This window comes from Salipiger bermudensis, assembly GCF_019801965.1.
Taxonomy (GTDB): Bacteria; Pseudomonadota; Alphaproteobacteria; order Rhodobacterales; family Rhodobacteraceae; genus Salipiger; species Salipiger bermudensis_A.
Window position 1 is genome coordinate 379,823 of the sequence record NZ_JAHVIA010000003.1, and the last position, 19,902, is coordinate 399,724.

The following is a 19,902-nucleotide window of genomic DNA, read 5'->3' on the forward strand; positions in this document are numbered from 1 at the left end:
GTTACCGGCTGCCAAACCCGTTAAGGAGAGAATCATGGCCACCGTTCCCGTCACCGACGCGACCTTCGACGAGGAAGTGAAGAACTCCGACATCCCCGTCGTGGTCGATTTCTGGGCCGAATGGTGCGGCCCGTGCAAGCAAATCGGCCCGGCGCTCGAAGAGCTGTCGGAGCAGTATGAAGGCAAGGTCAAGGTTGCCAAGATCAACGTCGACCATGACCAGGCCGTCGCCGCCCAGCTCGGCGTTCGCGGCATCCCGGCGCTGTTCCTGTTCAAGGATGGCGAGGTGGTCTCGAACCGCACCGGCGCCGCGCCGAAAGCCTCGATCGAGAGCTGGATCAAGGAAGCGATCTGATCGCAGCCCGATCTTCCGAACGAGAGAAATGCGCCTCCTTCGGGGGCGCATTTTTCTTTGCGGGGAGGCTCCGTGGCGTTCATTGCATCGCTGCAGAACGGCGGATTTTAGGCACATCTGCTTTGTCGGATGCCGCGGCCGCTGGTAAGGTCGGGGAATGGCCAGAATGGCCGGAGCCCATCGAACCGTGCGCTGCGTGGGAGCAGCCCAGGGGTGAGAGCGGGGCCCGGCCTGTCCGGGCCCTGCGCCAACTCGGAAGATCTCCGCCTCAGAACAGCGCCAGCACCAGCCCGATCACCGCGCAGCCGAAGGTGGCGTAGCCGCCATCGATCAGCGTTAGCCTGAAGGGCCGCATGGCGTAGGCGTTGTTGATCATGATCCAGGGCGAGATGAAGAAGAGCCCTATGCCGAGCCCGGCGATCAGCCCGCCACCCACGCTCGCAATGCCCGCCATCGCGAAGATGTGGCGCATCATGCCGGCCACCAGCAGCATCGCCAGCGCCGAAAGCAGGAAGGGCAGGGGGCTGCCGCCCTTGGGGCGGCCGGTCTCGTCGCATTCGAGCCCGGCGGCCTCGATCCACGGCTTCGACAGCATCATGTACCAGCCTGCGCCAAACAGCCATGCAGCGGCGGCCGCGACGATGACAGAGACCAGACCCATGGCGATTCCCCCGCGTGGTTGCCGCACCAGTCTGGCAGCGCGGGGGCGATCCGCCTAGGCCTCAGGGATCGAGCCCCGCCATCTCGCAGACCAGCCGCCATTCGGCCTCGGTGACCGGCTGCACCGACAGGCGGGAGCTTTTCACCAGCGCCATCTCCGAGAGTGTCGGTTCCTGCTTGATCTGCTCCAGCGTCACCGGAACCTTGGCCGCCTGCACCGCCTTGATGTCAACGCACTCCCAGCGCGGATCATCGGTGCTGCTGTCTTGATGGGCCTCGGCGATCACCTCGACGGTGCCGACGACGGCCCTCTCCTTCTGGGAATGGTAGAAGAAGCCTCGGTCGCCCACGGCCATCTGGCGCATGAAATTGCGGGCCTGGTAGTTGCGCACGCCGTCCCATTCCTCGCCCGCATCGCCCTTGCCGACCTGATCCTGCCAGGACCAGGTCGAGGGCTCGGACTTGAACAGCCAGTACTTCATCCGATCACCTTCTTCCACGCCACCAGCTCGACGCTCTCGAAGAGCCCGGCCTTGGCGTAGGGATCATTGGCCGCCCAGTCCTGCGCCGCGCTCATGTCGGTGACGTCGAGGATCACCAGGCTGCCCGCCATCTCGCCGGCCTCGTCGAGCAGCGGTCCGGCCTGCGCCACGCTCCCGGTCGAGTCGATATAGGCGAGATGGGCGTCGCGGTTGTCCTTGCGGGTCTGGAGCGCGCCTTTCTTGTCCTTGGCGATGAGGGCGATCAGCATGTCATTCTTCCTTCAATGGTCGGTTGAGCAGGTAGGTGATGGCCTCGGCGATGCTGGTGCCGCCCTGGCTGACCTCCTGCACCATGGCGCAGATCGGCAGCTCGATCTCCAGCTTGGCGGCCAGACGGGTCACCGCCTCGGCGGTCTTGACGCCCTCGACGGTCAGGCTCGGGTCGAAGCGCTCGTGCTTGCCGAGCGACAGGCCGAAACGGTAGTTGCGTGACAGCTCGGAGGTGCAGGTCAACGCCAGATCGCCGAGGCCCGAGAGGCCGGCGAGGGTTTCGGGCCGGGCGCCGAGCTTGGCGGCAAGGCGGGTCATCTCGGCGAAACCGCGGGTCATCAGCGCGGCGCGGGCGCTGTCGCCCAGCCCCTCGCCGATGCAGGCGCCGCAGGCGATGGCGATGACGTTCTTCAGCGCCCCGCCAAGCTCGGCGCCGCTGGTGTCGGTGGTGCGATAGAGCCGCAGCGCACCGGTGGAGAGCTGCTGCTGCAGAGCCGCACCGGCCTCCTCATCGCGGCAGGCCAGCGTCAGCGCGGTGGGCAGGTTGCGGGCGATGTCATCGGCGAAGCTCGGGCCCGTCAGGATCGCCGGGATCGCCTGCGGCTTGGCATGGGCGATGACGCCGGTGGGGCCGGTGAGCTCGTGTAGGTCGACGCCCTTGCAGCAGGCCACCAGCCGCTGCCCGGCGAGCGGGCTCTCGATCCGGGAGAGCACGTCGTGCAGGGATTGCATCGGCACGGCGAGGAGCAGGGTCTGCGCCTGCGCAACGGTCTCGATTTCGGTGCTGGCAGAGATCGCCTCGGGCAGCGGGATGGCGGGCAGGTGCGGGGCGCGGCGTTCGTTGTTGATGGCCGCCACGGTGGCGGCGTCGCGGGCCCAGATGCGGATCTCGTGGCCCTCGCGGGCGAGGCTGAGGGCCAGCGCGGTGCCGAAGGCGCCGGCGCCGAGAACCGCGATGCTCATGCCTTGGCCCCTTTCTTACCGGAGCCCAGAAGCGGCGCGGCTTCGCGGTCGAGCGGCCAGCGTGGGCGGGCCGAGAGTCCCATGTCGGAGGTCTTGCCCTTGGCCAGCAGCTCGCCACCGGCATAGGCGATCATCGCGGCGTTGTCGGTGCAGAGTCTGAGCGGCGGGGCTGTGAAGGTCACGCCATGCTCGGCGCAAAGCGTCTCAAGCGCGCCGCGAATGGCCTGGTTGGCCGCCACGCCGCCGGCGATGGCGAAGGCGGGAACGGCGGGGCTTTCGGCGAGATAGAGCGCCAGCGCCCGGCGGGTCTTTTCCGCCAGTACGTCGCGCACTGCGGCCTGGAACCCGGCGCAGAGATCGGCGCGGTCGGCCTCGTGCAAGCCGCCCTGGGCTTCGACCAGCTTGTCGCGCATCCGCAGGAGCGCGGTCTTGAGGCCGGAGAAGCTGAGATCACAGCCCTCGCGGTCGAGCAGCGGGCGGGGGAACTTGAAGCGCGTCTCGTCAGCCGCTTGCGCCGCTTTCTCGACCGAGGGCCCGCCCGGCTGCGGCAGCCCGAGAAGGCGTGCGGTCTTGTCGAAGGCCTCGCCGGGGGCGTCGTCGATGGTGCCGCCGAGGCGGGTGAAATCCTGCGGGCCGCGCACGATCAGGAACTGGCAATGCCCGCCCGAGACCAGCAGCATCAGGTAGGGATAGGCCAGCCCATCGGTCAGCCGCGGCGTCAGCGCATGGCCGGCGAGGTGATTGACGCCGACAAGCGGCTTGCCGAGCCCCGCCGCCAGCCCCTTGGCCAACATCACGCCCGAGAGCACGCCGCCGATCAGCCCCGGCCCTGCGGTCACCGCGATGGCGTCGATCCCGGAGAGCGGAAGATCGGCTTCGGACAGCGCCTGCTCGACCGCCAGATCGAGCTTCTCGGCATGGGCGCGGGCGGCGATCTCGGGCACCACCCCGCCGAAGGCCGCGTGCAGCTCGGTCTGGCCCATCACCACCGAGGAGAGGATCTTTCGCCCGCGCAGCACAGCGGCAGCGGTGTCGTCGCAGCTGCTTTCCAGTCCCAGGATGATCGGCTCGGGCATCGGTGCGTCCGTTGCATTGTCGTTCCCTTGCAGCTACCACCTGCTCACCCGCCCCACAATGCCGGAGCGCCCATGGCCCCGTCCGAGCCCATCCTGCTTCTGACCCGCCCCGAGGCGGCCTCGAGGCAGTTTCTGTCGGCGCTCGAGGCCGAGGGGGTGAGCGGGTTCAAAAGCATCATCAGCCCGCTGATCGGCATCGAGGTGACCGGGCCACTGCCAGATCTCGAGGGCATCGGCGGGGCGATCTTCACCTCCGCCAATGGCGTTCGCGCCTACGCGGCGCTGGGCGGACCGGTGCTGCCGCTCTGCTTCACGGTGGGCGATGCCACCGCCGAGGCCGCCCGCGCGGCGGGATTCGCCCCCAGGAGCGCCGGCGGAGATGCTGCTGCTTTGGTCGATATGGTCATCGAGGAGGCACCGGGGGTGCCGCTGGTGCATTTGCGCGGGACCCATGCCCGGGGCGCGGTGGCCGAGCGGCTGCGGGCGGCCGGGCTGGTGGCTACGGACGCGGTGATCTACGACCAGCCTGCACAGGAATTGAGCGCCGGGGCAAAAGCGGCCCTGCAGGGCGATGTCCCTGTGATCGTTCCGCTTTTCTCTTCGCGCAGCGCGGCCCAGTTTGCCCGTGGCGGCGGCGGTGGCGCGCCGCTTATCGTCGCAGCGATGAGTGGGGATGTGGCCGCGGCGCTCGAGGCGCTATATGTGACTCGATTGGAGATTCTGGCGCAGCCCGACGCCAAGGCGATGAAGCGGGCTGTGATTGGTTTGCTGACGGACCTCGGGGCGCTTGTGAAACCTCGCGGGTCTGTGAAAGGTTAGACAGGCGCGATTACCGTGCCGAAGCAAGATTTTGAAAGGGTGGAGCGTGGCCGACGAAAAAAAGCCAGTGGATGGCACCGAGGAGCAGGGAGACGAGGCGAAGACGCCCGAGACGGAACTGAGCCCGGAGACAGCTGCGGACGCGGTCGTGACCGAAGAGGACGATGCCGGGAACACCCTGGCTGAGGATGGCGACGACACGCCGGCCGGCGCGGCTGAGAGCGGCGATGTCGACGAAGCCGAGACGGTTGCGTCCGGGGATGACAGCCTCGCGGAAGAAGACAGCCTGAGCGCCGCCGGTGATGACAGCATCAGCGATGACGACACGCTCTCTGCCGGTGATGACAGCATCGCGGCCGATATGCCTGCCGGCGACGATACGCTCGAAGGCGATGATCAGATCCATTCCGCCGGTGAGGCCGAGCTGCTCGCCGAGGCCGAGAAGGGCGACGAGACCGTTGCGGTCGAGCCGGAGGCGGTCGAAGAAGCGCCTGCGGCGCGGAGCGCCGGTTATTCCGGCCCGGTCAATGTCGTGCGCGAGACGGTGGTGGAGCGCAAGGCGAGCCTCGCCCCGATGCTACTTGGCGGCGTGATCGCGGCGGTGCTGGGCTTCGGGGCGTCCTCGCTGGCATCCGGGGGCTGGCCCTTCGGCTCCAATGCCGAGCTCGAGAGCTTCCGCACCGACACCGCCGCCGCCCTCGACGAGCAGACCACGCGCATCGATGCGCTGGCCGCCGAAGTGCAGACCGCGACCGACACCGCCAACGGCATCGACCTTTCGGCGCTGGAAGCCGCGGTCGAAGCTCTGCGCGCCGATCTCGACGCCGCCTCCGGCTCCTATGACGCGCTGGCCGGCCGCATCGATGCCATCGAGCGACGCCCGGTGGAAGAGTCGGTCTCACCCGAAGCGATGGCCGCCTACGAGAACGAGCTCAACCTGCTGCGCGACGCCATCGCCCAGCAGCGGCTCGAGGTCGAGCAGATGACCCAGCAGGCGCTCGAGGCGGAATCGAACGCCGAAACCCAGGCGGCGCTGTCGAAGGCGCGCGCGGCGCTCTCCGAGGTCTATGCCGCGCTGGGCGCGGGGGCGCCCTATGCCGAGCAGGTGACCACCATCGAGGCCAATGGCGTGGCGGTGCCCGCGGGGCTTGCCGGACCGGCCGGCGATGGCGTCCCGACGCTGGCCGCGCTGACCGAGGATTATCCGCCAGCCGCCCGCGAGGCGCTTTCGGAGGCACGTCGGCTCGAGAGCGATGCGGAAACCGGCACCCAGCGCTTCGCCACCTTCCTCGCCGACCAGGTCGGCGCGCGCTCGGTGACACCACGCTCGGGTGATGCGCCCGACGCGATCCTCTCGCGCGCCGAGGCGGCGCTGCGCGGTGGCGATCTGCAACAGGCTCTGACCGAGCTCGAGGCCCTTCCCGAAGAGGCCAAGGCACCGCTGACGGACTGGATGGCCCGGGCGCAGACCCGGGTCGCGGCGGTCGAGGCCGCCGACGGTCTGGCTCAGGAACTGAACAAGGAATAAGGGTCGCACAATGCTTTGGTCACTTCTGAAGATCGTTCTCTTCGTCGCCGTCGTGGCGGCCCTGACCCTTGGCGCCGGTTACGTGATGGAGAGCCAGGGCGGCATCCAGATCACCGCCGGCGGCTACGAGTTCAACCTCGGGCCGCTGCAGTCGGTGATCGCCGTCATCGTGCTGGTCATCGCGCTTTACGTGGTGTTCAAGCTGGTCTCGCTGCTCATCGCGGTGCTCAAGTTCATCAACGGCGACGACACGGCGCTGTCGCGTTATTTCGACCGCAACCGCGAGCGCAAGGGCTACCAGGCGCTGTCGGAGGGCATGCTGGCGCTGAGCTCGGGCGAGGGCAAGCTGGCGATGGCCAAGGCTCAGAAGGCCGACCGTTACCTGCATCGCCCCGGTCTCACCAACCTGCTGACCGCGCAGGCCGCCGAGATGACCGGCGACACCCGCAAGGCGGAAGAGGTCTACAAGAAGCTCATCACCGAGGACGAGACCCGGTTCGTCGGCATCCGCGGCATGATGAAGCTGAAGCTCGCCAAGGGCGACACCGACACCGCGCTGAAGCTGGCCGAACGCGCCTTCGCGCTGAAGCCGAAGCACCCCGAGATCCAGGACACGCTGCTGCAGCTGCAGGCCCAGAAGCACGACTGGCGCGGTGCCCGTCAGACGCTCTCGGCCAAGCTCAAGCATGGCTCGCTGCCGCGCGACGTCTATCGCCGCCGCGACGCGGTGCTGGCGCTGTCGGAGGCCAAGGACATCTTTGCCGAGGACAAGCCGATCGAGGCCCGCGAGGCAGCCATCGCCTCGGCCAAGGGCTCGCCCGACCTGATCCCCGGCGCCTGCATGGCGGCGCGCGCCTACATCGCGCGCGGGGAGCAGAAGAAGGCCGTGCGCATCCTCAAGAAGACGTGGAGCGTGCAGCCGCATCCCGATCTCGCCGCCGCCTTCGCCGAGATCGCGCCCGACGAGACGCCGGCGGAGCGCATGAAGCGCTTCCGCACCATCACCTCGATCCGCCCCGATCACCGCGAGACCCGTCTGCTGCGCGCCGAGCTGGCGCTTGCGGCCGAGGATTTCCCCGAGGCGCGCCGCGCCATGGGCGATCTCGTCGACAAGGAGCCGGATGCCCGGACCCTGACCGTCATGGCGGCCATCGCGCGCGGTGAGGGCGCCGCGGAGACCGAGGTGCGTGGCTGGCTAGCCAAGGCGCTGGTGGCGCCGCGCGGCCCGCAATGGGTCTGCGACAGCTGCCACCACATCCACGGCGAATGGGTGCCGATCTGCGAGAATTGCGGTGGCTTCGACACGCTGAGCTGGACCACCCCGCCGCAATCCGACGCCGCCCCGGCCGGTGCGGAGATGCTGCCGCTGATCGTCGGCGCGCTCGAGGACACGTCCAAGGACGAGAGCGCCGAGGCGGAGGCCGAGGAGGCGCCCGAGATCCTCACGCCCAATCCTCCGACCGAGGAGGGCAAGGCGGCCGCGGAAGCGACCATCGAGGATGCCGAGGAAGTCTCTGACGAGAGCCAAAAGGAAGCCGCAAAATAGCGCTTTCCCCCGGGCGGCCCCGGTGTTAAGAGGCCGCCCACCAGTGCCGGTGTAGCTCAGCTGGTAGAGCACGTCATTCGTAATGATGGGGTCGTAGGTTCGAGTCCTATCACCGGCACCAGTCTTCCCCTCCAGACCTCAGGCGCCTTCAAGCTGCGAGACAGCCGCTGCCCGGGTGATTCGAACCCATCGGTCGGCGCGGTCGAGCGCGGCCGTGGTGATTCGAAATTATGTGAATCATTGCAATCTGCAGTCGTGCGGAATCGCCTGAAGGCATTGATTTCCGTGGCTTGCGACCGGATGCCGCGGCGCAGCGGAGAATTTTCTGGACTTTGAACGCAACGTGATGTGTCGTGCGCTTCACGGAGATATCGGAGGTCGGCCCGCCGGGAGGAGGAGGCGGACCGACCGTCAGACGGATGGCGCTGAAAGGGAGAAGGGCCATCCTGTCGTGTACCGGTCGCCCCTGGGGAGGATTTGGGGCGACCGGGCGTCTTCTAAGCAAGTAATCTGCCTGTCGTGGATCGCAACCGTGACGACCTTGCAAACTCGCGATCTGCGACCAATTGGCATATCCGCTGCACATCTTTTCAGCGCCGGCCTGGGCAAACGCGCCGGGCGCGGGCAGCGCGGGAAATCGCGCGATGGGCGTGTAAACCTCTTGGAAACACGTCTCGGGGTATCGAAGCCTTGGTTGCGCTACCGTTCTGTGCTAACACAAAGGCCCGTCACTGCTCGGACGGGTTGCCACACAGGAAGGCCCATTCACTGGACAGCTTGTCTGTCCATGTCTTCCTGCATGTTCAGCAGTCCTTAGGGAGAGGATCACATGACACTTTTCAATCGCGAACAGGCCAATGCCGTAGAGACCCTGCTCAAGCGCGGCATGTCGGATTTCGATATCGCGCGCAGCGTCTGCGCCGACAACGAAGACCCGGAGTTGCTTCTCGAAGCCGTTTCCGCCCAGCGTGAGCGCCGTGAGCGCGCAGACGCACTCTGATCGATCTTACCTGAGATATCCGACCGCGGGCGGCACCTGGCCGCCCCCGGTCCCGTCTGACACCAGACGCAGCACCCAACAGCTCCCGAAAAATCAGGCAGAACAGCAAGCGCGCAGCGCCGAAACCCGGTCGCGTGTCAATTGGCATCGATTGGGGGGAGGAGCGCGGCGACCCTCAGGGAGGAGGAGAGAGGGCCGCCGCTGATTTCCGGGGTTCAGGGAGGAGGAGAGAACCCCAGGAAACTTGTGAACGCCTTGTCAGCGTCGTTGGCCTACAAATAAGCGATGCTGCAGTGCAGAACAAGATCTCATTCTGCAAAGCAGCATTGAGATTTTTGCATGGCGTTTCGGCAACAGGGCACTTTTCGCCGCCGGTCACGGGCGATAGCGCGCCGAAATAAGGGGGAGAGGTCTCTGTGAGAGCCCTGTGACGTCCCTGAAAAGCCAGCGGCGGGGGCCGCAGAAGACCCCCGCCAAGCCCGGCTCAAGCAGAAAGACGGACCGGTCCAACAGACCGACACTCGTGACAGATACAAAACTCGTACCGTCAAAACTGGCACCCGACGGCCAACAGGGCCGTAACCGCTTACCGACTGGTTACCTCACCAGACACAAACACCTCGCCCGGACAGACCCTCGCTCCAAACACGCGGAGCGATTCCATCCCGCCCGGGCCACTCTTCACCGCACTCCCCGACACACTGGTCACCGCACGGAAAAGGTCACTGGTTACCGTACATCCCGAAAAAACGTACCGAACCTCCGAGTCGGGCCCCAAACACACAGGGCCCGCGGATCTCTTTGCGGCGGCCTCAGCCTGCCGCGCGCAAGCCTGGCGCCGACGGGCCCAACCGCTCGGCAATCAGGTTGTTCCACGCTGCCGCGAATTCCGTCGCGGCGCCGGTGGCACGGGCCGCGTCGCCCCCCTCTGCGCCGGAGCGCAGGGCGAGGGTGAGCGCGTTGCTCCAGCTCGCGATGCCGTGGCCGCGCACGAAACGGGCCTCCGGCCCGGCGCTGTCGCGCAGCCCGTCCACATCGGCGACCACGAGCCGCCGGCCCGCCGCCCGTGCCTCTAGCGCCACCAGCCCGTAGGCTTCCCAGCGCGAGGGCATGGCCACGAGATCGACGGCGCGCATCGCCTCTTCGGGCGACATCGCATGCCCGTGGAAGGTGATGCGGTCATCTCCCTTGGCGAGGGCGCGAAGCGTCTCTTCCTCGGGGCCGGTGCCGAAGATCTCGAGCCGCAGCGCGGCGTCGCGGATCTCGGTAACGGCGCGGACCAGAACGTCGAAGCCCTTCTGCCGGTCGAGCCGCCCGATGGCTCCGATGGTGCGGCCGCCGGGGCGTGGCGCGGGCAGGGCGCGGAAGCTGCGCAGATCGACCGCGGAGGGGATCACCCGCAGCGCCTGAGGCTGCGCCAGCCGGCGCGCGGTGAGCCAATCGCCCTGCGCGTGGCTGACGGCGACCACGGTGTCGAACAGTGCGTAGGCGTTGCGCAGCAGGGTGAAGAAGCGCAGCTTCGACGGCACGTTCAGGGCGGTGAAGGCCTCGGTATAGCTGTGCTCCACGTGCACCATCGGGAGATGCGCGTGGCGGGCCCGCAGCGAGACCAGCGCCGGCAGGCGGCGCCAGCTCACCGAGAGATGCGAGACGATCATGTCGGCCTGCACCGAGGCGATGCCCTTGTTGCGCGGCACGGCGCGGATCTCGTGATGCGCGGCCTGTGCCATGAGCGGCGAGCCGTAGATATGATCCAGCACCCGCATGACACCGCCGGGGGTGGTGTCGTCGACCAGGTGAACGATGTGGGGCAGCTTGGACATCACGAACATCTCCTCGGAAAACACGGCACTCAGGACCGGACGGCACTCAGGACATTGCGGGCAAAGCGCATCGGCGCATCGCCGTAGCGGGCGCAGAGCCGCGCGGCGGCGATGGTGGTCAGGCTGCGCATCGGCTCTTCCCGCAGCGGGGCGCGGGATTCGGCGAAGGCGCGCGAGACCAGCGCGCAGGCGGTCTCGCCATCGCCGCTGCTCACAGCGCGGCGCGCAAGGTAGCGCAGCTGGTAGGCGCGGGCCGCCGACTCGTGGCGCGCGAAGAAGGCCGGGTCGGTCGGGCGCAGCTTGGTCACCATGCGCTCCCATGCGGCGAGCTGGGCATCGGTGCGGGCCGAGAGGCCGCCGCTGTTGATGCGGTACTCGGTGAGCAGGCCGGGCACCCCCTCCATGCTCCAGTCGGTGGTGAGCGCGAAGCGCAGCCAGCACTCGATATCCTCCGACTGGCGAAAGGTCTCGTCGAATACCCAGTCGCGCTTGGTTTCGCTGGCCGGGCGCCAGGAGATCGCCTCGAGCGCCTCGCGGCGGAACACAGGCACCGAGCCGTTGCCGACCGGGTTGCGCTTGAACACATGCGCGGTGCCGACATGGCTCAGCCGGGGGCGCATAGCGTGGCCGGTGCGGCGGCCGGTCTCGTCGATGAAGGCCGAGCCGGCGTAGCTCAAGCCGACATGCGGCGCGGTGGCAAGGTGCAACACGTGAGCGTCGAGCTTGTCGGGCATCCAGCGATCGTCGGAATCGCAGAACCCGATGAGCGCGCCGCGGGCATGGGCGATGCCGGTGTTGCGGGCGCCTGCGAGGCCGCGGTTGTGCTGCCGCACGAGCCGCACGCGGCGGTCTGTCTTGGCGTGGGCCTCGGCGATGGCGGCGGTGGCATCGGTGGAGCCGTCATCGACGACGATGATCTCGAAATCGCCGAAGCTCTGGGCCGAGAGCGAACGCAGCGTCTCGGGGAGGGTGGCGGCGGCATTGAAAGCAGGGACGACGATGGAGGCGTAAGACATCGGGCGGCTCCTTATTTCGAGAACAGGCTGTGGCGCAGCGGCGCGGGGAGCGCCGGGGCGAGCATCGCGGCCAGCGCAGTGGCGGCGCCCCGGTGCAGCGGGAACAGGAAGCCGCGGGCGTCGCGGCGCAGGCCCGAGAGCGCGAGGCGCAGGGCGAGGCGCGGCTCGCAACCGACGCGCAGCGCGCGGCGGGCGAGGTAGCGCAGGTGGATGGCCTCGGCGCGGTCGTCGGGGGCAAAGCCGAAGCGGCGTGCGGTCTCCAGCGCCTGGGCGCGGCCGCGCATCATCGCGGCGAGGTCGGCGGAGAGCCCACCGGTGCTGGTGCGGTAGCGGATGTGATCCTCGTGCAGGCCCCAGAGCTCGTAGCCGCTGCCGACGAGGCGGATCAGCCATTCGAGATCCTCGTTATGGACCATCTCGGCGCGGAAGCCGCCGAGCGCGCGGAACACGTCGGTGCGGACCGAGAGGTTCGACATTGTGCAGACCGGGTTCTCGCCCATCAGCATCGGAACGGTGACGCGGGTCTCGGGCACGGTCGAGCGGGCGCCGACGCGGGCAGGATCGCTCTCGAAGAAGCCGATGCGGCCAAACACGGCGTCGGCTTCGCCCATCAGCAGCGAGGTGACAACCGAGGCGAGCTTGCCCGGCAGCCAGATGTCATCGGCATCGCAGAAGGCGAGGAAGACGCCGGTGGCCAGATCCATCGCAGCATGATTGCGCGCGTCGCTCGGGCCCTTGCCCGGGTTGCGCACCACGGAGAGGCGGGGCTCCCCGGCGGCGAGCGCCTGCGCCACGGCGAGGGTGTCGTCCTGCGAGCCGTCCTCGACGATGATCGCCTGCCAGTCGGTCCAGGTCTGGCCGATCAGGCTTTGAACCGTGGCGGGGAGGGTTGTGGCTGCGTTGTAGGCCGGGATGACGACGGTAATCAGGGACATGGGCTTACACTTTCACGAGAGACTTCACGAGGATCGGCGCGAAGGCGAACCGAAGCGCCGGCAGGGAGACGATCAGCATCGTCAGGCTGGCGGTGACGAGGTAGCCCCAGGCGATGGTCTCGAGACCGAAGCGGGCGGTTAGCGCGATGTTGGCCATCAGCGCGGCGGTGAGGAGCACGGTGGCGGTCAGCTCCTGCTGCGGCCGGCCCTCGGCGCGCATCCATCCGGCGGCAGCGGTCCAGAGCATGGTGGGGATCGCGGCGAGGCAGAGAATCGAGACCACCCCGCTGAGATCGGCCCAGTCGGCGCCGAGCAGCAGCGGCACGTACCACGGTGCCAGCAGCGCCTGCAGCACCACCGCCGGGCCCACGAGGCCGAGCGACACGGCGAGCCCCTGGCGCAGCGCCGCCGAGCGATCGCTGCTGCCGCAGAGATGCGGGAAGAGCACGGCGGCGAAGGCGGTGGAGAACGAGGTGGCGAGGCTGAGCCCGGCGTTGAAGGCCATGAAATACATCCCGAGCGCGGCTGGGCCGAGCAGGGCGCCGACGATCAGCTTGTCGGCCTGCATCCGCGCGGCCTTGACGATCTCGACGCCAAGTACGGCCCAGCCGAAGCTCAGGAAGGGGCGGATCGGCGCCTTGCCGGCGGCCTTGTCGGCACTCCAGGGATGCAGGGCGCGCATCGAGACGAGCCAGAACGGCGCGGTCAGCAGCCGCGGCAGCACCAGCGCCAATGCGGAGGGCCAGACCAGCGCCAGCAGCACCGACATCAGGTTCGCCATCACCGCCTGGCCGCCGGCGATGGCGGCGGTCTGCTTGAGCTTGCCGCTGCGCAGGGCGAGGCCGGTCTGCACCAGCCCGCCGGGCATGAACAGGTATTCCCCGGCCAGCACGAGGATCATCAGCGCCAGCGGCGCGTTGCCGGTCAGGGCCCAGACCCCGGCTGCGATGGCGCTCTGGACAGTGAAGAGGCCGAGGCACCAGATCCAGTTGAGGCTGTGGGCGCGGTTACAGGTCGCGGAAAGTTCGGTGTCGGACGCGGCGATGATGCGTTGCCCGACACCGTTCTCCGTGAGCGATTTCAGCAGGTCCCCGGTGGCCAGAGCCGCCGCCGCGACGCCGATCTCGGTGGCGTCGAGGGTGCGTGCAACCGCGATGACAACCCCGAGCCGCGACAGCTTGGTGGCGACTTCGGAGGCGCCATAAGCGAGCAGGTGGCTCATCAGAGGGGTTGCGGGGCTGGACACGGTCAGGTTCTCCTAAGGTTGGAGTAACCATAAATTGCGGGCTTCACGCTGTCCTGCGCCCGGGGGGAGAGCCGGACAACTCATGAGAGAGGTTTCCTACCCTTGCGGATAGGTAGGCACTGCACATGAGCGAATTTTCTGTCATGCTGACGACAGATAAGAAGAAAAAGCAGATCACGTGAGGGTTGCATGTCGAGCGCAAGCCGCAAAACCTTGAGCCTTTGTCTCGGGCTTGGCCTGGTGGCCGGCTGCGGCCCCGCGCCGTCGCCAAAGAACCTCGGGCCGATCGACGATGGCGGCGGCTACCAGGCGCAGTATCGCGACCCGCCGCTGAATTTCGCCGAAGATCCGATCCTGCAATCACAGCGGCTCAACGCCGCGCGCTGCAAGCCGCTGGCGGGCGGCGGTGCAAACGGCGATGGCAAGACCGGCGGGCTGGCGCATCACGCGCTGCGCGGCGAGCGGCTGTCGCGTAACGATCTGGTCGATATCCGGGTGGCCGATGACACGACCTTCGGCGGCGATTACGTGGTCTCGCGCGATGGCACGCTGAAGCTGCCCTTCCTGCCGCCGATCCGCGCCGAGGGGCGGAGCACCGGCCAGATCGAGGCGGATCTGATCAACGCGCTGCTCAACGACGAGTTCTACGACGAGGCGCCGCGCGTCTCGGTGCGGGTGGCGGATTTCTCCGGCGTCTCGGTGGCGGTCTCGGGGGCGGTGTTCGAGCCGCACGCGGCGCAGATCGGCCGGGTCTCGGGAGACGATCTCGACATCGCGCGGCAGACCGCGCTCGGCGCCTCGACCGAGGGGCGCAACCTCTCGGCCGCGATCCGCGCCGCCGGGGGCATCCGCCCCGACGCTGATATTTCCGCCGTCGAGCTCTTTCGCGGCGGACAGCGCTACGTGCTCGACATGCGCGGCGTCTTCGAGGGGCGCAACGCGGTCGACGTCATGCTGATCACCGGTGACGAGGTGGTGGTGCCGTCGCGCCAGTGCTTCCAGGAAGACCTGATGCGCCCGAGCCCGATCTCGCCGCCGGGCGTGTCGATGTTCCTGTCGAACCTCACCGTGCCCGCCACCGGCAACGCGCCCTCGGCGATCGGCCGCGAGGTGCGACAGGTGCCCTATGGCACACGGATGATGCAGGCGGTGATCGATACCAACTGTGTCGGTGGCGCACGCGCCACCAGCGCGCATCGCTCGGCGATCCTTGTGACGCGCGATCCCGTTACCGAGGTCTCGACGGTGATCGAGCGCAGCATCGAGAACCAGCTGCGCCGCCCGGATCGCGACGATTACGATCCCTACCTGCTGCCCGGCGACGGCATCGCCTGCTACGACAGCAGCGTCACCAACCTGACCCAGGCGTTGCTGGCGGTCGGTGTCGCCAAGGCGGTGCTGCCCTGAGCGGCGCGGGGCCTAGCCGACGAGGCTGGGCTCCGGGGCTGCCTTCCACGCCGCCTGTGCCTCGCTTATGGCGACCACGAGATCCTCGCGGTCACCGGCCTCGGCGGCCTGTTCGACCAGCAGCAGAGCCTCGCGCACACCTGGCTGCCCGAAGGCGGCGGCGCTGCCGGCGATCTGGTGGGCACGGTCGGCGATGGCGTCGTTGTCCTCGGGCAGCTCGGCCAGCCATTCGAAGAGCGATGCGGTCTCGGTCATGTAGCGGTGGCGCAGCTTTTCCATCGGGCTCTCCTTCTGTTCGACCAGCAGGGGCGTGTTGCCCTCGAGTTTCACCCGGCGTTCGCGGCCGGCGCAGAAGCGGATGATGATCTGTGCCAGCTCCGAGCGTTGCAGCGGCTTGCCGAGGAAATCCGACATGCCAGCGGCGGCGAAGCGATCCTTGGCCTCGGGCAGGACATTGGCCGAGAAGGCGACGATGGGGGCATCCCAGTTGGGCCCGTCGCCCTCGCGGATCTTCTGGGTCGCGGTGAGGCCGTCCATCACCGGCATGCGAATGTCCATCAGCACGAGGTCGAACGGGCGCTTGCCGGCAATCTCCACCGCCTCCTGGCCGTTGCGCGCCTCGGTCACGTGATGGCCCATGCCGACCAGCACCTCGTAGGCGAGCTGCATGTTGATGTCGTTGTCCTCGACCAGCAGGATCTCGAGATCGCTGGGCGCCTCGCTCTCGGGGCCGACGCCGGCCTCTTCGACCGGGCTCTCGACCGGCAGGACCGGGATGCGCAGCCAGAAGGTGCTGCCCTCGCCGAGCGTGCTTTCGACACCGATCTCGCCATCCATCGCCTGCACGAAGCGGCGCACGATGCCGAGCCCCAGCCCGGTGCCGCCGACGCTGTCGCTGACCTGGTGCGAGACGGTCTGGAAATCCTCGAAGATCCGCGCCAGGTCGGCCTCGGCAATGCCGCTGCCGGTATCGCTGACCCGGATCTCGATCTTCGCCGGCTCGCCGCGTTCGATGACTTCGGCCTCGATCGTGATGCGGCCCTCGCGGGTGAACTTGATGGCGTTGCCCAGGAGGTTGAGCAGGATCTGCTGCAGGCGCGAGCTGTCGACCTCGACCCATTCCTCCGGCGTGCCGATCCAGCCCCATTGCAGGGCGTTGCCCCGGGCATGCGCTGCGCTGCTCTGCGAGTCGACAATGTCCTGGAACAGGTGGCCCAGATGGGTGACGTCTTCCTGCGACTTGTCGGCGCCGGATTCGAAGCGCGCCACGTCGAGCACCGCATCCACGTGCCGCATAAGCAGCTCGCCCGAGATCTTCATGTTGCGCATGTAGCGCGACTGGTCGCTGCTGAGCTTGGTGTCTTCCATCAGCGACAGGTTGCCGAGAATGCCGTTCAGCGGCGTGCGGATCTCGTGCGTCATCATGGCGAGGAACTCGGCCTTGGCCTGCTCCCCGGCCAGCGCCTTGTCGCGGGCCATCACCAGCTCGTTCTCGGCGGCGACGCGATGCGAGATATCGCGCAGGAAGGCCACCATGAGCTGCTCTTCGCCGGCATGGGCGGTTTCGATCGCCAGTTCGACGGGGAAGGTTTCGCCGCTGCAGCGCATCGCCTCGAGCTTGATCCGGCCCTGGCCGATCACCCGGTGATCGCCATCGGCGGCAAAGCGCGCCATGCCTGCCTCATGCGCGTCGCGCAGATGCTCGGGCACCATGATGTCGCCGACGCGCTTGCCTCGGACATCCTTAAGACGGCAGGCAAAAATGCGCTCCGCCGCCGGGTTGAAGTTTTGGATGCGGCCCTGGGTGTCGGTCACCACCACGGCGTCGAGCGAGGTGTTGAGGATCGTGTTGAGGCGGGCATATGCGATGGCCAGTTCCTTGCCGCGCTTCTCGGTCTGCTGGGCAGTGCGGCGGGCGTGCATCAGGAGCACCGCGAGGGCGAGCAGCAGCAGGCCGGTGAGCACCGCGAGGCGCAGCAGGGTCACGGCGACGGAGGTGCGCAGCGCGTCGGATTCGAGGGCGAAATGCTGCAGGCCGGTGGTGGCGATCTTGCGTACCAGGATGCGCATCTCGTCAGCCTGCGCCGCGAGGTCATCGAGATTGGCGCGCAGCTCGTCCCGCGGGCCGTCGATCAGCGGGATCATCGCGTTGAGCCGGTCACGCACCTCGGTCAGCGGGGCGTCGAAGGCGGGATCTTCGCGCAGCGAGGAATAGAGCGAGCCGTTGGCGAGGGTCGAGGTGCGGCTGTAGAACACGTCGAACTCGACGATAACGGTGCTCAGCGGCGTCTCGGGCGCGGTGCGGGCCCAGTTCACCGCGTTGCGGAATTCGAGGAATTCGACCTCGGCCTGCGACAGCGTCCAGTGAACGTTGTCGGAGCTGGCCGAGCTGAGGAAGCGCAGCTCCTTGACGACTTCCCGGATGAGAATGCCGATGGCCAACAAACACAACAGGGCGAGAACCGCGAAGACGGCTCGCCCCGTGCGACGGAAACCCGTTGCTAGCGTCATTCAGCCTCCAAAGGCATGGGTTGAGTGGACCCCTACTTTATCGCCATACGGTCGAGTTGCCAGATGCTGCGTGAATAGATGACCTCGGTCCGGTACTCGGAGTTGGACGAGTACGGGTAGATCAGCCAGAGCGGGCCCTTGTCGCGGCGCGACATCAGCTCGCCATCCATTTCGTAAGCCACGATCGGTCCGCCTTCGACGGCATCGCTGACCGGGATCACGACGGTGTAATCATTGATCGCGGTGGCGTCGATCTCGTCTCCCGATGCGCCGACATGATCGAGCAGGGTCTTCAGCTCCACGCCGGTGAAGGTGATGGTGCCCGGGGTCCAGATGGTATCGGTGGTGATGTCGGTGGCGCCGAGGGCGCGGAGCATCTCGAGGTCGAACGCCGCGGTGCCGTCGCCATTGGTATTCGCGAGTTCGCCGCTGATGGTCAGGAGGACGGGGCCAGTCGGTGCGTCGAGTTCCGCCGCGGTGGCGGCATTGATGCTGACAAATAGCAGCATGCCAGCCGCCAGGGCGAAACGTTCCGTGAGTATGTACATACGACCAACCTTGATTCCGAACTTGTTGAATCCTGCCACCGAAGCGCGATTTTTTCATATGGGGATCAGGACAGTGACCCTATCCGAAAGGATAGGTGCGATGCATTTTTTCGAGGCGCTGGCGGAACTTCGCTCAATATGCCCCACGCCCGGTGACAACGGCCTGCGCGGTCAGACCGAGCAGAAGCAGGTCGAGCAGGAGGCTGCGCGAGCGCACGTAGGCAATGTCCATGTCGACCATCTTGTCGAAGCCGATATCGGCGCGGCCCGAGACCTGCCAGAGACCGGTGATGCCGGGGCGCGTGTCGAGCCGCTCGAGCGCGTGGGCGGGGTAGGCGGCGACCTCGCTGGGCAGCGCCGGACGCGGACCGACCAGCGACATGTGGCCGAAGAGCACGTTGAAGATCTGCGGCAACTCGTCGATCGAGTAGCGGCGCAGCAGGCGGCCGACGCGGGTCACGCGGGGATCGCTGCGCGATTTGAAGCAGATGCCCTCGCGATCCGAGCTGGCGCGGATCTCGGCCAGACGCTCGGCGGCGTCGGTGTGCATGGTGCGGAACTTAAAGATGGTGAAGGGCTTGCCGTTGCGTCCGACGCGGGTCTGGCGGAAGAGCACCGGCCCGCGGCTGTCGAGACGGATGAGCGTGGCGACCAGCAGTAGCAGGGGGGCGAGGATCAGCGTCAGCGCGAGGCTGCCGGCGAAGTCCAGCCCCCGCTTGGCGATGGCCTCGCGGCCGGCGAGGCGCAGCGCGTGGCTGGCGGCGCGGGCGAGGAAGGTGGCATTGCCGACGAGGTAGCGCCCGGCCATGCGGCGCGGCTCCATCGCCAGCCGCCAGGCCCATTCCATCCGCGCCTTGCGGACCGGCGCGGGCGCGCGCTGCACGTTGCCGGCGAGGAAGTCGAACAGCGCGCCGACGCCGAGCACGAGGCCGGGGGCAAGCTCGGAGAGGTGACGGTCGATCCATAGCTCCTGCTGCGGCACGCCCATGGCGACAAGCAGGATGTCGGCGCCCGAGGCATTGATCTCGCGGATCGCGTCGACGCTGCTGGCGGCACCGGCATAGCCGTCGCGGGTGCCGGCGATGCGCAGGCCGGGGAGCGTCGTGGCGAGCTTGCGGGCGGCGGCCTCGGCGGTGCCGGGGGTGGCGCCGAACAGGAAGACCGAGAGGCCGCGCCGGGCGGCGGCCTTGAGCAGCGCCGGGGTGAAATCGGTTCCGTTGAGGTTCTCGGTGAGCTCCGAGCCGGTCATCCGAGCAGCGAGATCGACGCCGATGCCGTCGGGCAGCACGGCCCCGGCGCGGGCCAGCGCCGCGGCATAGTGACGATCGCGGGCGCGGATGTTGGCGCAATGGGCATTGAGGAAATAGACCGTGCGCGCGGCACCGCTCAGCAGCGCCTCGACGCAATCGTCTGTCGTGGCGTCGACCACCGGCAGGCCGAGCACCCGCTTGGTGGGCAGGGCACGCGGCGCGGCAAGCGAACGGGTGAACGCGGCGGGGGGCATCATCTTCATGGCGGGGTCTCCTCCTGGCTGAGTGGCCCCTCCTGCATCGCTTGAAGATAGCGTTAACCTCAATTTCCCAGCCGGTGAGGAGAGCGGCGCGGACGGCGCACCAACTCTCCTGACGCAGCGTCATTCGGGCATTCATCCCGACCCGCTATCCGGCGGGATAGTCCCGCTATGCGAGCGTTTGCGAGCGCGACCTATACATGTGGG

18 protein-coding genes and 1 tRNA gene are annotated in these 19,902 nt (G+C 67.8%); 7 read left to right on the forward strand and 12 right to left on the reverse strand.

What is annotated here, in order from left to right:
• Nucleotides 1–34: 34 nt before the first annotated feature.
• A complete protein-coding gene (gene trxA, locus KUV62_RS08845; RefSeq protein ID WP_222603317.1) occupies nucleotides 35–355 on the forward strand; it encodes a thioredoxin in 321 nt (106 codons plus the stop codon).
• A 268-nt stretch (nucleotides 356–623) separates the two neighbouring features.
• On the opposite strand, the gene KUV62_RS08850 is transcribed toward trxA, so the two are convergent.
• From KUV62_RS08850 to tsaD, 5 genes are all read right to left on the reverse strand, one after another.
• Entirely contained in the window at nucleotides 624–1,016 is a 393-nt protein-coding gene (locus KUV62_RS08850) for a DUF1761 domain-containing protein (RefSeq protein ID WP_222603318.1), read from the reverse strand.
• Between the two features lie 61 nt (nucleotides 1,017–1,077).
• On the reverse strand, nucleotides 1,078–1,497 hold the full coding sequence (locus KUV62_RS08855; protein WP_222603319.1) for an EVE domain-containing protein: 420 nt from the start codon (nucleotides 1,495–1,497) through the stop codon (nucleotides 1,078–1,080).
• Entirely contained in the window at nucleotides 1,494–1,766 is a 273-nt protein-coding gene (locus KUV62_RS08860; protein WP_222603320.1) for a YciI family protein, read from the reverse strand. The genes KUV62_RS08855 and KUV62_RS08860 overlap by 4 nt, the downstream gene beginning before the upstream one ends.
• Nucleotide 1,767: 1 nt before the next feature.
• Nucleotides 1,768–2,730, reverse strand: a complete 963-nt coding sequence (locus KUV62_RS08865) for an NAD(P)H-dependent glycerol-3-phosphate dehydrogenase (protein WP_222603321.1) — start codon at nucleotides 2,728–2,730, stop codon at nucleotides 1,768–1,770.
• Nucleotides 2,727–3,806: a tRNA (adenosine(37)-N6)-threonylcarbamoyltransferase complex transferase subunit TsaD gene (gene tsaD, locus KUV62_RS08870; RefSeq protein ID WP_222603322.1), complete on the reverse strand. Its 1,080-nt coding sequence runs from the start codon at nucleotides 3,804–3,806 to the stop codon at nucleotides 2,727–2,729. The genes KUV62_RS08865 and tsaD overlap by 4 nt, the downstream gene beginning before the upstream one ends.
• A 72-nt stretch (nucleotides 3,807–3,878) precedes the next feature.
• Here tsaD and KUV62_RS08875 point away from each other — a divergent pair, with 72 nt between their 5' ends.
• The 5 genes from KUV62_RS08875 to KUV62_RS08895 all read left to right on the forward strand — a co-directional run bounded on the left by KUV62_RS08875 (nucleotide 3,879) and on the right by KUV62_RS08895 (nucleotide 8,699).
• Entirely contained in the window at nucleotides 3,879–4,625 is a 747-nt protein-coding gene (locus tag KUV62_RS08875; protein WP_222603323.1) for a uroporphyrinogen-III synthase, read from the forward strand.
• 46 nt (nucleotides 4,626–4,671) lie between these two features.
• Nucleotides 4,672–6,153: a hypothetical protein gene (locus KUV62_RS08880; protein ID WP_315901569.1), complete on the forward strand. Its 1,482-nt coding sequence runs from the start codon at nucleotides 4,672–4,674 to the stop codon at nucleotides 6,151–6,153.
• 10 nt (nucleotides 6,154–6,163) lie between these two features.
• Nucleotides 6,164–7,699 (forward strand): heme biosynthesis protein HemY, encoded by a 1,536-nt coding sequence (locus KUV62_RS08885; protein WP_222603324.1) that lies wholly within the window; start codon nucleotides 6,164–6,166, stop codon nucleotides 7,697–7,699.
• 45 nt (nucleotides 7,700–7,744) lie between these two features.
• Nucleotides 7,745–7,820: transfer RNA gene (locus tag KUV62_RS08890), tRNA-Thr, on the forward strand.
• A gap of 708 nt (nucleotides 7,821–8,528) precedes the next feature.
• A complete protein-coding gene (locus KUV62_RS08895) occupies nucleotides 8,529–8,699 on the forward strand; it encodes a hypothetical protein (protein WP_222603325.1) in 171 nt (56 codons plus the stop codon).
• 812 nt (nucleotides 8,700–9,511) lie between these two features.
• Here KUV62_RS08895 and KUV62_RS08900 read toward each other — a convergent pair.
• Genes KUV62_RS08900 through KUV62_RS08915 form a run of 4 tightly spaced genes read right to left on the reverse strand, consistent with a single transcriptional unit; the run spans nucleotide 9,512 to nucleotide 13,695 of the window.
• Nucleotides 9,512–10,522: a glycosyltransferase gene (locus KUV62_RS08900; protein ID WP_222603326.1), complete on the reverse strand. Its 1,011-nt coding sequence runs from the start codon at nucleotides 10,520–10,522 to the stop codon at nucleotides 9,512–9,514.
• A 29-nt stretch (nucleotides 10,523–10,551) separates the two neighbouring features.
• Entirely contained in the window at nucleotides 10,552–11,538 is a 987-nt protein-coding gene (locus KUV62_RS08905; RefSeq protein WP_222603327.1) for a glycosyltransferase family 2 protein, read from the reverse strand.
• 11 nt (nucleotides 11,539–11,549) lie between these two features.
• Nucleotides 11,550–12,473, reverse strand: coding sequence for a glycosyltransferase family 2 protein (locus KUV62_RS08910; protein ID WP_222603328.1), 924 nt, complete (start codon nucleotides 12,471–12,473; stop codon nucleotides 11,550–11,552).
• Between the two features lie 4 nt (nucleotides 12,474–12,477).
• Nucleotides 12,478–13,695, reverse strand: a complete 1,218-nt coding sequence (locus KUV62_RS08915) for an oligosaccharide flippase family protein (RefSeq protein WP_222603463.1) — start codon at nucleotides 13,693–13,695, stop codon at nucleotides 12,478–12,480.
• Between the two features lie 213 nt (nucleotides 13,696–13,908).
• Between KUV62_RS08915 and KUV62_RS08920 the strand changes: the two genes are divergently transcribed.
• Nucleotides 13,909–15,126, forward strand: a complete 1,218-nt coding sequence (locus KUV62_RS08920) for a polysaccharide biosynthesis/export family protein (RefSeq protein ID WP_222603329.1) — start codon at nucleotides 13,909–13,911, stop codon at nucleotides 15,124–15,126.
• A 12-nt stretch (nucleotides 15,127–15,138) separates the two neighbouring features.
• Here KUV62_RS08920 and KUV62_RS08925 read toward each other — a convergent pair whose 3' ends face one another.
• From KUV62_RS08925 to KUV62_RS08935, 3 genes are all read right to left on the reverse strand, one after another.
• Nucleotides 15,139–17,568 carry an ATP-binding protein gene (locus tag KUV62_RS08925; protein WP_261395487.1) on the reverse strand — a complete coding sequence of 810 codons (2,430 nt, stop codon included), beginning with the start codon at nucleotides 17,566–17,568 and terminating at the stop codon, nucleotides 15,139–15,141.
• A gap of 101 nt (nucleotides 17,569–17,669) precedes the next feature.
• Nucleotides 17,670–18,146, reverse strand: coding sequence for a molybdopterin-dependent oxidoreductase (locus KUV62_RS08930; protein WP_261395488.1), 477 nt, complete (start codon nucleotides 18,144–18,146; stop codon nucleotides 17,670–17,672).
• Nucleotides 18,147–18,318: 172 nt separating this feature from the next.
• Nucleotides 18,319–19,698 (reverse strand): WecB/TagA/CpsF family glycosyltransferase, encoded by a 1,380-nt coding sequence (locus KUV62_RS08935; protein ID WP_222603331.1) that lies wholly within the window; start codon nucleotides 19,696–19,698, stop codon nucleotides 18,319–18,321.
• Nucleotides 19,699–19,902: the final 204 nt, after the last annotated feature.